This is a genomic window from Deltaproteobacteria bacterium (genome assembly GCA_016219225.1).
Lineage (GTDB): Bacteria > Desulfobacterota > RBG-13-43-22 > RBG-13-43-22 > RBG-13-43-22 > RBG-13-43-22.
On the sequence record JACRBX010000056.1, the window covers coordinates 1 to 15,760 of the forward strand.

Sequence of the window (15,760 nt, forward strand, 5' to 3'; positions counted from 1 at the left end):
GACTGCGGTTATAAACCTCGAACTCAAGAAAGAATGACCATTTTTCCGATGTCCATCAAGAAATCAAGTCTGAAACTATTATTACCCTTAATCCTGATCCTCGGAGCGGCCCTTCGCCTCCTTTTCCTTGTCACCCCCCCCATGGACTCCGATCAGGCCATTAACGGCCTGATGGCCCGCCATATACTCGGAGGGGAGTTCCCTCTTTTTTTTTACGGCCAGGATTACGCTGGAAGCATCGAGGCCTTTCTCGTTTCCACCATCTTTTTCTTCCTGGGTGCTTCCCGTTTTTCCCTGGATTTGACCATTGTTCTTGAATCGATTTTTTTCATCCTCTTCATCTATTATTTAGCCCGTCGCATTTTTGATCAAAAAACAGCCCTTCTTTCAGCCCTGTTTACGGCCTTTTCCTCCTACTACCTCATTTTCCATTCCATTCTGGCCCGGGGCGCCTATATTGAAATACCGATTATCGGGGCCTTGCTTTTTATCTTCAGCCACAAAATAATCTATGGCGATGAACCGGCCGGCCGGAATTATTTTTTTGTCGGATTTCTTAGCGGCCTGGGGGTATGGACCCATCTCCTGATTGTTTTTTATCTGCCGCCCATCTTCCTGCTCCTGTTCGTTAAAGACCGTTGGTTCTGGTGGCGCAAAACCATCCTTTTCTTTTTCCTGGGTCTGCTCCTTGGCGGCCTGCCGCTCTGGGTCCATAACACAGTCCATCCCCTGGTCACCTGGCATTATCTTTTTGAAAGTGCCGGCGGAAATGAATCGGCCTTGATTTCCTTAAAAGACTTTTTCCTCTACCGGTTTCCGGAAGCCCTGGGGGTAATGGACAACGAACACCATTTGTTTTTTATCCCCTACTTTTCTTTTCTTATGTATGTTACTTACCTGGCCTTGTTTTTATTCCAGTTTGTTTCCAGAAGAAAGGGGTTCCTGGCTTTATGCAAACTGAAGATCCGGGGAAGTAACGGGTTTGACCTCCTGCTCCTGTTTTTATTGCTTTATCCTGTAATCTTCTCCCTGAGCGGCTTTGATGCGGCCCATACCAGCCGCTATCTCCAACCCATATTTGTCGGCCTGCCCATCCTGTTGGCCGCCTTTACCAAGAGATTAAAATGCGCCTCCGTTATTTTGGCCTCCCTTTTCCTGGTCCTCCACCTGTTTTCCAACCTCTATGGTACGATTACCGAACTGCCTCTGATTTCAAAAAGCCAGGTAACGCAATTCAGACAGGCCAGGGAAAATGATCGGGATTTACTTTCCTTTCTCAAGGGAAAAAAGATTACCTATGTCTATACACCGGACTACTGGCGTTCCGTGCAACTCACCTTTGATGCCCGGGAAGAAATTATTTTTGCCCAATCGGTGGATGATCGTTATCCCCATTATACCGGGTTAATCGATGGCGATCCCCGACCGGCCTTTCTGCTCCGCGGAGACCATAAAGGGTTTGAAGACTCTTTAATTAATATCGGCGCCACTTATAAGAAAAGCCAGGTCTCCGGATACACTATTTACTATGACTTCTTACCCCCGCCTTACCGTTTCACTGAACTTATGCCGACCAACTGGAGGGCAACAGCCAATGCTTTTCCGGAAACAACAATGAATATTTTCGATAAGGACCTGACTACCCGTTGGTCTTCCGAGACCCCCCAAAAGGCCGGACTGGCGCTCGAAATCGATTTAGGAAAAATGGTTCCCGATCTGGGTCGTATAACCCTTTTGGCCGGAAAGTCCGCAAATGGCCCTCGGGGTCTTAGGCTGGAGATCTCTCCTGATGGGCTGCAATGGCAATTAGTGGGTGAGACTCCGGAGTTCGAGGGGGCACTCTTCTGGTCCGGCCCCCATCCTTTTTATCGTCCGGAGGAGGGCCGGATTGATTTGGTTTTTCCCCCGCAGGCAGGACGTTTTTTAAGGTTCACCCAGCTTGGTAATGACCCCCGTTATCCCTGGTCTGTGGCCGAATGTTTTATTTACCAGGCTCACCCCCGATCGGAGAAGGGATCTCATGATGCAAAAAAATTGGTTTCTTATTTAAGACAGTTTGATGTTACCAGGATTTATACTACCCCCTGGGTCCAGTCCCAGTTCCCTCCGGAATGGCGAGCTCCCAAAGGGGGGTTGGGCTTTCAGGGAGAAGGAGAAGGGCTGGTACACTCTCTTGCGAACCCGATCTTTGTGGTTGAAAAGGGAAATGCCCCGGCCCTGGCCCAATTCATAAAAAATAGTTTAAAAAGGCCTTATGAAGAACAGGAAATCAATGGCCACCGGGTTTTTTCATTAATTTCCTCTTCGGATCAGTATCAACCCCTCTCCCGAAAAAATTGGCGTTTCCGGACCAATCATAATCCCGGCCAGGTTCCATTGGCCGCTGATGGAAAGATAAACACCCGTTGGTCCACGGGTAGACCGCAAGTCCCTGGGGCTTTCTTTGAAATCGATTTAGGGAAAGAACAAAGGGTCGCCCGGATACGCCTTTTAGTCGGCAAATCCAGAGACGATTATCCTAGGGGCTACGAGATGCGGTATTCGACCGATGGCCGGACCTGGACTTCATTAAACGCGACTATGAGTCCCCATATCCTCCATTGGACCGGGGAAACCCTTTTGAAAGGGAGCGAGGATCTGGATGTTACCTTTCCCCCTACGCCTATGCGCTATTTACAAATTGTTCAAACCGGCAGGGATGCCGTCTATTATTGGTCTATTCATGAGGTGGAGATTTATGGTAAGAATTGATGGATAGGTTGTTACTGGTTACTCGTTGCTGGTTGCTGGTTAAAACGAGTAACCAGTAACCATTACGAGAAACAGTTTTATATCCTCATAGCTTTAATCGCTTTACCGGAGACCATTCATGGGAACAGCAACAAGACCATCTCGACAAGAAGCCCTATTGACCCTCCAACCCGCCTGGAGGAGTTACTTCGTCTTTTATACGGCCATCCTTATTTTCGGAATTGGGCCCAGTATCAATCCTGAGGTCGGTATCAGTAAGGCTTTTGGATTGATTGTTTCTATCTTCTTAATATTGTTTGTTATCTTCAGGCGGAAAACCACCTTTTATCGGATTACAAAAGAGGACGTCCATCGGGAAACAGGATTTGCCGGTCAGGTCATGCGGAAATCCCTGCCCATAGAGGGGATCACCGGTATTGAAGTTCGTAGAGGGGCTGTTCATCGCCTCCTGCGGATCGGCCATCTTCAATTCCAATCCAAGGACCCGAATCGACCGGACCTCTGGTGGTACGGGATAGATGATCCCTTCACAGTCAAAAAAAGGATCGAGCAACTCATTAAATTATGATTTTGTTTCCAGCAGATCTTTCAAGGCCTTCTCCAAATGATCGGTGGGCACCAACCCATCAAACCGTTTATAGGCTTTTCCTTCTTTACTGATCACAAAAGTAGCCGGCACCCCTGTAATTTGATAGGAATCCGCCACTTCTTCTGTCCCGATCAGTACCGGGTAAGAGATCTTCATCTCCTTGGCAAAATTCTTGAGCATAAAGGGGACCACATCCTTATCCAAAGATACCCCCAGGACCACCAATCCTTTATTCTTATTCTGCTGGTAAATCTTTACCAGTTCAGGGATTTCTATGCGGCAGGGAGGACACCAGGTGGTAAAAAAGTTCAGCAAAATCACTTTGCCTCTGAAATCAGACAGGCTCACCTTTTTTGAGGATAAATCCTTTAAGCTGAATTCTTTTGCCGGTCGAACTTTTTGGACGCCTTCAGGAGCCCCGTATGACAACCCGGTAAAAACTCCTATCATTATTCCGGCCAGAATCAGGGGCAACCATTTCTTCTTCAATAACATTGTATTTCCTTACTCCTTCCAATTTTCTAATTGCTTAATCAACTGCACTAAGGCCTCGACTACGGTTTCTAAACACCGGCTCCCCTTTTCCGGGTTGGCCTTGGACGGATCTCCCCAAACCCCTCCCGGCCAGAATCGCCTTTTATCTCTGACCAGGATCCCTTTCGGGAAAGAAGGGTATTCCCGGGTCCCATTTCCTTTGACCCAGTCAGGCCGTAAAACCATCATCACCGAGGTCTCTAATTCACCGGCATGAGAGTCATCCTTGGTCTCGATGATGGGCATCCAACCCTTGAGGCCCAACTCTAATATATTCAAGCTGGCCACATTAATCCCCGGAAGTTGTTCTAAAAGGCATTCTCCGGCTTCCAGCATGGCCGCCGTATGGGTCCCACCGGCATGACCGCTGAGAAACACAAAATTTCTTAACCCATGTTGATAAAAGGAACGGCCGATATCTTTAAGCAGCCCCCTTAAGGTTTCACCGCTGATGCTGATGGTTCCCGGGTGTTGGCTAGTACTCCGGCAGATTCCGTAATGAACCGGAGGGGCCAAAAAGGCTCCGGTTTTTTCACAAGCCTGACGACTGACTTCATAAGCATGGACCGTATCCGTACTTAAAGGAAGATGGGGGCCGTGTTCTTCCACCGAACCGATGGGGACCACAACAGTCTGGCTTTTCTTGAGCTGTTCCTCAAACTCGGGCATCGTTATGGCTTCAATTAACATGAAAAGCTCCTGATTTTGGAATAGATGCCGGATACTGGATTCCGCCCAGGGGACATCACGAATCATGAAATTTTTTTTGGGGGCTATAGGCAATAGGCGAGGGGCAAGGTAAAAACGATTTTATGGTTTTTTTCGCCTATAGCCTATAGCTTATAGCCCCTTGCATCTTGCATCTTGATACTTGCATCTTGAAACTGCATTTGTTAAAAATAACCATTCCCAAAACATAATCAATATGCGGTATCCGGAATTTTGAAGAATTCCCATCCAGCATCCAGTATCCAGTCTCAAGCATCCAGAATCTCTCTAACCTTCCCGATCAATTCTTCGTCCTTATAGGGTTTTTGGATCAGGCCGCTTACCCCTTCCTTAAGGATCTCCCCCACCTCCCCATCCGTACTGTAGCCGGACGAGAGTAACACTTTGATATTCGGATTGATTTCCCTTAATTTCCGAAAGGTTTCCTTTCCCCCCAACCCGGGCATGACCACATCCAGGACCACCAGACCGATATCCTTCCGTTTTTGTCGATAAAGCGGGATGGCCTCCTCACCTCTGGATGCTAATATTACTTTATAACCTACATCTTCCAGGATGTCAGCCCCTAATTGACGGATTATTTCTTCATCATCCACAATAAGGATGGTTTCCGACCCTTTCGGACTGATAATGGGCCGGGAAGGAAGGACCTCCTCCTGAATCATGATATCCGCTATGGATGGCAATAAAATTTCAAAGGTGGTCCCCTGGTCAAGGGCACTTTTAACATCAATGACCCCGCCGTGATTTTGAATGATGCCGTAGACCATGGAAAGGCCCAATCCTGTCCCCCTTCCCGGTTCTTTGGTCGTAAAAAAAGGTTCAAAGATCTGAGTTTGGACTTCCTGGGTCATACCGCTGCCATTATCCGAAATAGTAATCCTGACGTAAACCCCTTCCTTCCAGCCCCGTTGTATTAAGAGATGGTCAGGAGACAAGGCATAATTATCGGTGACAATTTTCAGGATGCCGCCTGAAGGCATGGCGTCACGAGCATTCAAACAGATATTGATCAGGGACTGTTGAAGCTGGGCTTCGTCCCCCTCGATCAAATTTAATCGGGGATTCAGGTCCACCTCCAGGGTAATCCGCTTGTCTATGGTCCGGCCCAGGAACTGAACCAGATCCTGAATCAGGGCATTACAGTTGATCGGCTTAACCTGATATTTCCCGCGCCTGGCAAAGCCCAGGAGCTGTCTGGTTAATTCTGCGGCCTGCCCGGCGGTTCGTTCAATGGAGTTTATCGAATGATACAAAGGGTCTTCGGGTGACATCTTCTTTTTAACAAAAGAGGCATACCCCAAAATTCCTCCCAAAAGGTTATTAAAATCATGGGCAATGCCGCCGGCCAGATTCCCGATAGATTCCATTTTCTGGGCCTGAAGAAGCTGTTCCTCGAGCTTTTTTTGTTCCGTAATGTCCCGGGCAATACCCATGGTTCCCACGACCTGTCCCTGCTCGTCCAGCAAAGGGGCGGCGCTCCCGGAGAAATACCGGATTTGTCCGTCTTTTCGATGAGATTGCCAACAAATATTCTCAACACTCTTTTTAAAATTTCGGGCCTCCTTAAAAACCTGCGTTAAAAAAGAATGTTCTTCGGCCGGTGCAAAATGAATAAAAAATTTCCCCAGCACCTCGGATTCATCATGTCCCAGGATCTTTTTCCACTTCGGACCTATATAAGTGATAGAACCGTTCAGATCGAGGGCAAATATGATGTCGGGAATGCTTTCCACCAGAGAGCGGTATTTCCTTTCCGAGGCCCTTAACAACTTCTCTGACAGATGCAACTTTTGGATCGCCTGTTGATATCCAACGTCCAATCCCATATCCTTAGAGGATTTTTGGGGTGTTTTCAATGCCCCGGACTTTTCTTTTTTGGTACTGGATGGCCTCGGCATGGTTGACGTGCTCCTTTAGTTCGAAAACAGCCTTCAGGGGTCGGGGGTCAGTTGAAGAGAAAGTTGCAAGATGCAAGTTTCAAGTGTAAAACCTTGAACCCTGTATCTTGCCTATAGCCTATAGCCCATTGCCTATAGCCTATAACCTATAGCCTTTTTCTACCCGACTGACGTTATTTTCCCTTATCTGATGGCAAGAGTCAAATTTTTCTGTAACCCCAACCAGGGCGGATAGGGGCTTAGCCGGCAATCCGGGTAGATAGCTCAGTAAAATGGAAATGGGATGGCGTGGAGGTGCTGGGCCAGGAAACCCTGATCTTAATATCCGCCAGGGAAGAAACGGCCCCTTTTTGGACGATTGTTTCCCGTTCAAAAAGGGTTCCCACGGTACCAATCCTTAATCCGGTCTCAACCCCTCCCTGTAATTCCGAAAAAGGCAGGGTCTTTATCGATTCCATTTTTTCCTGGGCCAGTTGAAGGGCCGCGGTCCTGTTCTGGCTTTGTTTATTGACCTTCATGGTAGCGATCGACAAACTGGAGAGCGCCAGAAATCCAAAACTTAATATACCCAGGGCCAGAATCAGTTCCAGCAAGGAAAACCCCTCTATACTTTTCTGTTTCATGGTGTCGCGTCCTTCCCCCGACTTTTCACGTTTCACGTCTTTAATAAAGGGGGTAAAGGGGGATTTTCTCTTAGAACGGGTTCCCAGGGGGGAATTGACCTTCTTTTCATATCCACCCAAAAGGAATTTTTTTCTTCATGGGAAAAGGCTGTTCGGTTTCTCAAATGATCTGTTTTCTGATGCCAGTACCTTCTCCATCCCGTCTGGCTCTCCTGAAACAACAGGCTCTCAAGGATGGGGATCAGTTCTCCTATTTTATTTCTGGACCATAGCACTTTGACCCCTTTTTCAATCAGATGATGGAGTTTCTGAAAATCCCATTTATCCGGAGCGAGCAAAACAACCGGCATATTTTTTATCCAGGCCACCTCTATAAGATCCAGGGCACGAATTCCCGGAAAGGCCAGGATAACCAAATCATAGGACCAGGAAACCATCAAGTCTATGGCCTGAGAATAAGTAACGGCCTTCTCAAATTGACAATCCCTGCAAGTCTGCCGGATTTTTTCCTCCAAAACATCGAGTATCTCTGGAGTTGCATCCACAGCCAAAATTCTCTTGTCTTCAAAAATGTCCTTTTTCATGATCGTTAACTCCTTTTTCTAAAGGTTAAAAAAGGTTTGTCTTTATCTTCCGCAAAACTTGTACCAATCCCCATGTTCGGTTTTTTTTGATAAATCATAAGACCCGATCGTATAGTCCCCGATCGTTTTATATTTTCAATACAACAAGATGACCATGCTTTGGTCAGGGATGGGCTCTTGACCGGCTCTCCGGTCGGCGTTTGAATTGGAAAATTATGGGAAGAGGGTTCCCATTAAACGGAAACATACTGCACACAGAAAAAATTATCCTTGACTTTTATTCCGATCCTGATAACATTCCTTCGTATCCATCATTTGATGGAAACATCCATTGGAGAAACTCTGTACATGGCCACTCCTTTAGAAAAGGCCCGTAAAGATCCGGATTCCATGAAGGCCAGAATCCTTAAGGGGGCCCGCCGGATCTTCGGGGAATACGGTTTTCACGGCACGACAACCCGGATGATCGCCCGCAAGGTCGGGATCGATATCTCCACCTTATATTATCATTGGGGGGAGAAGGGAGATCTCTATGAGGCGGTCATCCTGGACATCAATGAGGATCTCCGTCAAAAACTGGCGGAAGTGGAATCGGTGATTCACGGCCTTCCCCTGGTCCAGCGGATGGATATCGCAATTGATTTGATAACCGATCACCTCTTCCTTCATCCGGAGATTTCCAATCTGATTCTTTTTCGTTACTTCGGCAAAACCCGGCGGGAAATCAGCCTTGATTTTAAAGTCCCGGAATTCATTTCCGATATCGCCCGTTCCATGGGCCTCTGTCAGGACAAAAAAAATGTATCCACCCGTATTAAAATGCAGGTCCTGGCCATGATGAACTCTATCCACAACTTTATTTCCGGAGAGAATTTTTTCCGGCCCATGCTGAAAATCGAAAGACAGGAATATATCGCCCTGGTCAAGGAGACCCTGAAATTTATTCTCATCCCGGCCTTTGCCGGGCAGGAAGGCCCAAAGCTCAAAGCTCAAAGCTCAAAGCAGGAAAAAAACAATTAAAAAGCGAAACCCGGCGAAATATATTTTCATATCCTTTGGCGCCTCCAGTGGCATGATGGTTTGGTACAATATTACCGCTCGTCGTCAGGTATCGCTTTGAGCTTTCAGCTTTGAGCTTTGAGCTTCTAACTTTAACAGGAGGAAAGAAGAATGGCCCTTAATCTGGATGGCGTTGGTAAAAAAATAGGCCCCTTTAAAAAGTCCTACACCTGGAAGGAACCGGTGCTGTATGCCCTGGGTGTCGGGGCCGGTTTTTCCGATCTGGAATTTTGCTATGAAAAGGATCTCAAGGTCCTGCCGAGCTTTGGCATTGTGACCCTTTATGATTTTATGCCTGACCTGGCGGCCGAGAGCAACGTTAACCTGGCCGGGGTCCTTCATGGCGAACAGGAGCTCATCTTTTACAACCCCATTCCCACGGAAGGGACCTTGATCACCGAGGGTTCCATCACCCACTATTACGATAAGGGAAAGGGCAAGGGCGCCCTGATCGTGGCTGAATTCGATACCCATCATTCCAACGGTCAAAAACTTTTTACCAGTGTGGTGACCGTCTTCGCCCGCCTGGACGGCGGCTTTGGCGGGCCGGAAGCCCCTAAAAAAGAAACCTCCATCCCGGACAGAGCTCCGGATATAGAGGTTTCGGCTTCCCCCTCAGACGATCAACCCTTGATCTACCGGCTTTCCGGAGATATCTTCGCCCTCCACGTGGATACAGAATTTGCCCGCATGGCCGGCTTTGAAAAACCCATTATGCATGGATTGTGCACCCATGGCTATGCCGGCCGGGCCTTGATTCAAAATCTGGTCCCGGGTCAGCCGGAAAAGGTGCGGCGCATGGTTTGTCGATTCCGCAGTCCCCTTTACCCTGGGACGCCCTTTAAAACCCAAATCTGGAAGGAAGGCGAGGGAAAGGCCCTCTGGCGGGTGGTCAACGCCTCCACCGGGGAGACGGTCATCGATAATGGGTTCTTTGAATACGGCGATATCCCCAAGGAAGAATTTCGTTTTGACGACCGGGTGGCCGTAGTCACCGGGGCCGGGGCCGGACTGGGCCGGGTCTATGCCCTGGAATTAGCCAAACGGGGGGCCAAGGTGGTGGTCAATGATTTGGGCGGCCCCCGGGACGGCACCGGGGAAGGTTCCACCCGGGCCGCCGATCTGGTGGTGGAAGAGATCAAGGCCCTGGGCGGGGAGGCCGTTGCCAACTACGATTCCGTATCCCATCCCGAAGGGGGCGAGGCCATTATCCGGACGGCCGTCGAGGCCTTCGGCCGGGTGGATATCCTGATCAACAACGCCGGTATCCTGCGGGACAAGACCCTGGCCCGGATGGAACCGGAAAACTGGCAGGGGATTATGGACGTCCACCTGAATGGGGCTTATTATGTAACCCGTCCGGCCTTTTTAAAAATGCGGGAAAACGGTTACGGGCGGATCATCATGACCACTTCGGCGGCCGGGCTTTTCGGGAATTTCGGTCAGGCCAACTATTCGGCGGCCAAGATGGGTCTGGTCGGTTTTATGAACACCCTCAAACTGGAAGGGGAAAAACACAACATCAAAGTCAATACCGTGGCCCCCATTGCCGCCACCCGTTTGACCGAAGACGTCCTGCCTCCGGACCTCTTTGAAAAACTCAAGCCCGAGTTCGTCGCCCCCCTGGTCCTTTACCTCTGTTCAGAACAGTGTCCGGTAAACGGTGCCATTTATAATGCCGGGGCCGGATTTTTTAACCGGGCGGCCATAGTCTCCGGACCGGGGACAATCATCGGCCAGGGGCAGGAGATCCCCACTCCGGAGGCAGTAGCCGATCATTGGAATCAGGTCATTGCTCTGACCGGGGTTAAAGAATATGCCAGCGCCACCATTGCCCTGGGGGACCTGTTGGCCGGCCCTCCCGCCCAGGCGGATGAACCCGGAACGGGAACAGGCCCTACCCTTTCGGTCCAGGGGATTTTTGAACAGATGCCCAAGGCTTTTCAGACCGACAAGGCCGCTGGGGTAAGCGTGATCTTCCAATATCGCATCTCCGGTCCCAAAGGCGGTGACTGGCATACCACGATTAAAGATGGCACCTGCCAGGTGAGCCAGGGACTGCATAACAGCCCCACCACGACCATCAAAATGGGCGATGACGATTTCCTGGCCCTCATGGAAGGAAAGCTCAAGGCCATGCAGGCCTATACTTCAGGAAAATTAAAGATTGAAGGGGACCTCATGAAGTCCCAGCTAATCGAGAAGCTGTTTAAATTTTAATCGACCAGGCCCAGGGCGCAAGGCTTAAGGCACAAGGTTTTTTCTCTTCTTACACCTTGAACCTTGAACCCTGAACCTTGAACCTTTTTTTAAGGAGGCATCATGATTGGCATTACTTCCTATGGCGGTTATATCCCCAGACTGCGGCTGGATCGCATGAGTATTTTTCAAACCATGGGCTGGTTTGCCCCGGCCATCGTCATGGTCGCCCAGGGGGAACGCTCCTTCTGCAACTGGGATGAAGACAGCCTGACCATGGCTGTTTCGGCTTCCATGGATTGTCTGAAAGGGAATGATAAAAAAACAGTGGATGCCTTGTACCTGGCTTCCACCACCCTGCCTTTTTCCGACCGATCCAATGCCGGTATCGTTAAGACCGCCTTGAACCTTAAGGACGACCTGCAAAGTCAGGATTTTACTTCCTCCCTGCGCTCCGGGACCAGTGCTCTGATCACGGCCCTGTCGGCGGTCCAGGCCGGGGATAAAAAGCAGGTTCTGATCACGGCCTCGGACAAGAGGGAAACCAAATCGGCCTATTTTTATGAAATGTGGTTCGGAGACGGGGCCGCATCCATTCTGGTGGGGGATATGGATGTAATCGCCGAATTCAAAGGCTCTTATTCCATCTCCAAGGATTTTGTCGATCACTATCGAGGGACACGGAACCAATTTGACTATATGTGGGAAGAACGCTGGGTACGGGATGAAGGCTATTCCAAGATCATCCCTGAGGCCGTAAACGGTCTCTTCAAAAAACTATCGATCTCTATGGAAGACGTCGATAAATGCGTTTTCCCCTGCTTTTTCAAGGCCGAACACCGGGCCATTGCCAAAAAGCTCGGGGCCACGGCCGATAAAGTCCTGGACAATCTCCATGAGGTCTGTGGTGAAACCGGCACGGCCCATCCCCTGGTCATGATGGTGGCCGCCCTGGAGCAGGCCAAACCCGGGGACCGGATCTTACTCGCCGGTTTTGGTCAGGGTTGCGATGCCTTGTATTTCCAGGTCACCGAAAATATCCTGAAACTGCCCAAACGAACCGGCATCGAAGGCTCCTTAAAAAACAAAAAGACCATTGATAATTATCCCAAGTTTTTAAAATTCAGGGACTTGATCCAGACCGAAATGGGTATTCGGGCCGAGGCTCCCACCCAGACGGCCATGACCGTCTTATGGCGGAAAAGGAAGATGCTCCTGGGTCTGGTCGGTGGGCGATGTAAGGAGTGCGGGACCCCCCAATTCCCCAAGATGGATATTTGTGTCAACCCGGCCTGCCATAAGTACTACTCCCAGGAGGACTACGAATTCGCCGAACAGACGGCCCATGTAAAAACCTTTACCGGAGATCTGTTGACGGTTTCTGTGGACCCCCCGGCCGTCTACGGCATGATTGAGTTCGATAAGGGCGGGAGATTCATGGCCGATTTCACCGATTGCGAACTGGCCGAGGTTTTTGTCGGCCAACCCGTCCATTTATCCTTTAGAAAAAGATACACCGATAAAGACCGGGGGTTTACCGGCTACTTCTGGAAGGCCATCCCCGTTCCAGGGAAACCGGCTAAAAAAGAAGAAAAGGCCGGAATCCGTTTTGACGGCCGCGTGGCAGTGGTCACCGGGGCCGGTGCCGGCCTGGGCCGGGTCTATGCCCTGGAATTAGCCAAACGGGGGGCCAGGGTAGTGGTCAATGACCTGGGCGGCCCCCGGGACGGCAGCGGGGAAGGTTCCAGCCGGGCCGCCGATCTGGTGGTGGAAGAGATCAAGGCCCTGGGCGGGGAGGCCGTAGCCAGCTACGATTCCGTGTCGACCCCTCAAGGGGGCGAGGCCATTATCCGGACGGCCGTCGAGGCCTTCGGCCGGGTGGATATCCTGATCAACAACGCCGGAATCCTCAGGGACAAGACCCTGGCCAGGATGGAGCCGGAGACCTGGCAGGGGATCATGGACGTCCATTTGAACGGGGCCTATCATGTAAGCCGTCCGGCCTTTTTGAAAATGCGGGAAAACGGTTACGGGCGGATCATCATGACCACTTCGGCGGCCGGGCTCTTCGGTAATTTCGGTCAGGCCAACTATTCGGCGGCCAAGATGGGTCTGGTCGGTTTTATGAACACCCTCAAACTGGAAGGGGAAAAACACAACATCAAGGTCAATACCGTGGCCCCTATTGCCGCCACCCGCTTGACCGAAGACGTCCTGCCCCCGGACCTTTTTGAAAAACTCAAACCCGAATTTGTGGCCCCCCTGATTTTGTATCTGTGCTCGGAAGGCTGCCGGGAAACCGGTCTGATCTTTAATGCCGGAGCAGGTTTTTTTAATCGTTCGGCCGTTGTCTCCGGACCGGGCATCACCCTGGGAGAAGGGAAAACCATCCCCACGGTAGAAGATATCCATCAACACTGGCAGGCTATCAATAACCTCGCTGGGGCCAGGGAATTTGCCGGTGTTACCCCGGCCCTCGGGGATATGTTAATGGGTTCTCCCCCGGCAGGAGAAGAACCCCAGGCCGGATCCGGCCTGTCCGTGCAGGGGATTTTTGAGCAGATGCCCAAGGCCTTTCAGGCCGACAAAGCCGCCGGCGTGGATGTGATCTTCCAGTATCGCATCTCCGGTCCCAAGGGTGGTGATTGGTACACTACCATCAAAGACGCAACCTGCCAGGTGGCCCAGGGCCTGTATAACAGCCCGACAACGACCATCAAAATGGGCGATGACGATTTCCTGGCCCTCATGGAAGGAAAGCTCAAAGCTATGCAGGCCTTCACCACCGGTAAATTAAAGATCGAAGGGGATATCATGAAATCCCAGTTGATAGAAAAGCTGTTTAAATTCTAATTTTTCAGGCTCAAGGCCCAAGGCGCAGGGCACAAGGATCAGCCTTACGCCTTATGCCTTGCCCCTTGCGCCTTTTTTAAGGAGGTTTGTATGGCCACAGGCATTAAAGACAAGGTAGCGATCATTGGCATGGGCTGCAGCCGTTTCGGTGAACGGTGGGATATGGGGGCCGAAGAACTCATGGTCGAAGCCTTTTCCGAATGTATAGAAGAAGCCCAAATCAATCCGAATGAAATCCAGGCCGCCTGGTTGGGCACCTGTATGGAGGAGATCAATGTGGGCAAGAGTGCCCTGCCTCTCACGGTAACCCTGCGCCTCCCCTTTATCCCGGCCACCAGAACGGAAAACTTCTGCGCCAGCGGCACTGAATCCTTTCGGGGGGCGGTCTATGGCGTGGCCTCCGGGGCCTACGATATCTGCCTGGCCATGGGGGTGGAGAAACTGAAAGATACCGGTTATGGGGGGCTACCCAACCCGGGCTCCGGCTTCGGTTCCTTAAACTGGTTGTGGTGGCCGAACATCTCAGCCCCTGGGGCCTTTGCCCAATTGGCCAGCGCCTATGCGGCCAAATACCGCATTCCGGACAATGAACTGAAGCGGGCTCTGGCCCATGTGTCGGCCAAAAGCCACGCCAACGGGGTCCTCAATCCCAAGGCCCATTTACGGAAAGCCGTTACCGAAGACCAAATCATGGCCGCCCCAATCATTGCTTCGCCCCTGGGCCTTTCGACTGCTGCGGAGTAAGCGACGGTGCGGCCTGCGCCATCGTCACCACCGTGGAAAAGGCCATGGCCATGGGAAAAAAGAATTTTATCACCGTTAAGGCCCTGCAATTGGCCTTGAGCAACGGTGAAGAAATGGGCTTTAATGAATGGGACGGGGACCATTTTGTCACTACCGACAAGGCCAGTACCCGGGCCTATCAGGAAGCAGGCATCACCGATCCCCGGAAAGAGATCAGCATGATGGAAGTCCACGACTGCTTTTCCATTACAGAGATGGTGACTTACGAAGACCTGCATATTTCAGAAAGGGGGAAGGCCGTACGGGATACCCTGGAGGGATTTTATGACCTTCGGGGCGGCGGCGTTCCCTGCCAGGTGGACGGAGGCCTGAAATGTTTCGGCCATCCCATCGGGGCCTCGGGACTGCGCATGCTTTATGAAATGTATCTCCAGTTTCATGGCCGGGCCGGGGAACGGCAGATCGAAAACCCCCGCTTCGGGCTGACCCATAATTTAGGCGGTGTGCCCCATATGAACGTCTGCAGTATCGCCATTGTGGGGAAATACGAAAATTAAACTCAGGAAGCAGGGGTCGGAGGTCAGGGGTCGGGGTTTTAAGGTCGAAGGAAAAAGCCGGGCCCCCCTGCTCCGAACTCTGAACTCCGAACTCCGAACTTTTTGTACAGTACGGACATGCTTAAAATCCATTGTATCATGAACTCAGCCATAGAAGACATCCTGGCCTTCCGCACCTGCTGTAGCCTGAAGATGTTCGACCAAAATCTGGAAATCCACATCACTAATCAGGGGAATGATCCTCTGACCATACCCAGTTATTTGGATCTGGAAATGGAAGAAGGAACCAAAAGAATCGCCACCTTAACCCCCGCCGGAGACCATCGGTTGCTGCCCGGAGATCTCATGGCCTTTTATTGTTCTATGGATGAAACCCTGTGGGACAAGGTTAGAGGGGTGACCTTTTATGATAAAGAAGGCAACGGATATTCTACTCCCATAATACATTAAACCCTCATGCCCCATGGGGTACTGACGGAGCATGAAAAAGGATTCAAGGGGTCCAGGGGCCAAGGATTCAAGTGAAAGACTTGGAATTTAAAACCCTGCGGTTCCCCGGTGGGGATCCTTTTCTTTAGCTCGACGTATCGGCTCCCAAAAGGGAGCCTCTTCGGAAGCTCGGCGGAGCCGAGCGGGC

General features: G+C 50.7%; 11 protein-coding genes and 1 pseudogene. 7 read left to right on the forward strand and 5 right to left on the reverse strand.

Translation table 11 applies throughout. The annotated features are described in order from the left end of the window. Positions 1–33 precede the first annotated feature (33 nt). Complete coding sequence (locus tag HY879_04820; GenBank protein ID MBI5602659.1) at positions 34–2,751, forward strand: discoidin domain-containing protein; 2,718 nt, start codon at positions 34–36, stop codon at positions 2,749–2,751. Positions 2,752–2,869: 118 nt separating this feature from the next. Continuing rightward, on the forward strand, positions 2,870–3,319 hold the full coding sequence (locus HY879_04825; GenBank protein ID MBI5602660.1) for a PH domain-containing protein: 450 nt from the start codon (positions 2,870–2,872) through the stop codon (positions 3,317–3,319). Here the strand turns inward: HY879_04825 and HY879_04830 are convergent. From HY879_04830 to HY879_04850, 5 genes are all read right to left on the reverse strand, one after another. Further along, positions 3,314–3,835, reverse strand: a complete 522-nt coding sequence (locus tag HY879_04830; protein ID MBI5602661.1) for a TlpA family protein disulfide reductase — start codon at positions 3,833–3,835, stop codon at positions 3,314–3,316. The two genes, HY879_04825 and HY879_04830, sit on opposite strands and share 6 nt — an antisense overlap. Before the next feature lie 9 nt (positions 3,836–3,844). Continuing rightward, a complete protein-coding gene (locus HY879_04835; protein ID MBI5602662.1) occupies positions 3,845–4,564 on the reverse strand; it encodes a creatininase family protein in 720 nt (239 codons plus the stop codon). A 287-nt stretch (positions 4,565–4,851) separates the two neighbouring features. Further along, complete coding sequence (locus HY879_04840; protein MBI5602663.1) at positions 4,852–6,504, reverse strand: PAS domain S-box protein; 1,653 nt, start codon at positions 6,502–6,504, stop codon at positions 4,852–4,854. Positions 6,505–6,743: 239 nt separating this feature from the next. Beyond that, a complete protein-coding gene (locus tag HY879_04845; protein ID MBI5602664.1) occupies positions 6,744–7,127 on the reverse strand; it encodes a hypothetical protein in 384 nt (127 codons plus the stop codon). 32 nt (positions 7,128–7,159) lie between these two features. After that, positions 7,160–7,711 (reverse strand): hypothetical protein, encoded by a 552-nt coding sequence (locus HY879_04850; protein ID MBI5602665.1) that lies wholly within the window; start codon positions 7,709–7,711, stop codon positions 7,160–7,162. A gap of 390 nt (positions 7,712–8,101) precedes the next feature. On the opposite strand from HY879_04850, the gene HY879_04855 reads away from it, so the two are divergent. The 5 genes and pseudogenes from HY879_04855 (at position 8,102) to HY879_04875 (ending at position 15,573) form a co-directional block, all read left to right on the forward strand. Further along, complete coding sequence (locus HY879_04855; GenBank protein ID MBI5602666.1) at positions 8,102–8,731, forward strand: TetR/AcrR family transcriptional regulator; 630 nt, start codon at positions 8,102–8,104, stop codon at positions 8,729–8,731. A 150-nt stretch (positions 8,732–8,881) separates the two neighbouring features. Continuing rightward, positions 8,882–10,990, forward strand: a complete 2,109-nt coding sequence (locus HY879_04860) for an SDR family NAD(P)-dependent oxidoreductase (protein MBI5602667.1) — start codon at positions 8,882–8,884, stop codon at positions 10,988–10,990. A gap of 102 nt (positions 10,991–11,092) precedes the next feature. After that, a complete protein-coding gene (locus HY879_04865; GenBank protein MBI5602668.1) occupies positions 11,093–13,822 on the forward strand; it encodes an SDR family NAD(P)-dependent oxidoreductase in 2,730 nt (909 codons plus the stop codon). Positions 13,823–13,912: 90 nt separating this feature from the next. Further along, positions 13,913–15,123 (forward strand): annotated as a pseudogene (locus HY879_04870) (acetyl-CoA acetyltransferase). Between the two features lie 138 nt (positions 15,124–15,261). Then, positions 15,262–15,573: a hypothetical protein gene (locus tag HY879_04875; GenBank protein ID MBI5602669.1), complete on the forward strand. Its 312-nt coding sequence runs from the start codon at positions 15,262–15,264 to the stop codon at positions 15,571–15,573. The last annotated feature ends 187 nt before the right edge of the window (positions 15,574–15,760 follow it).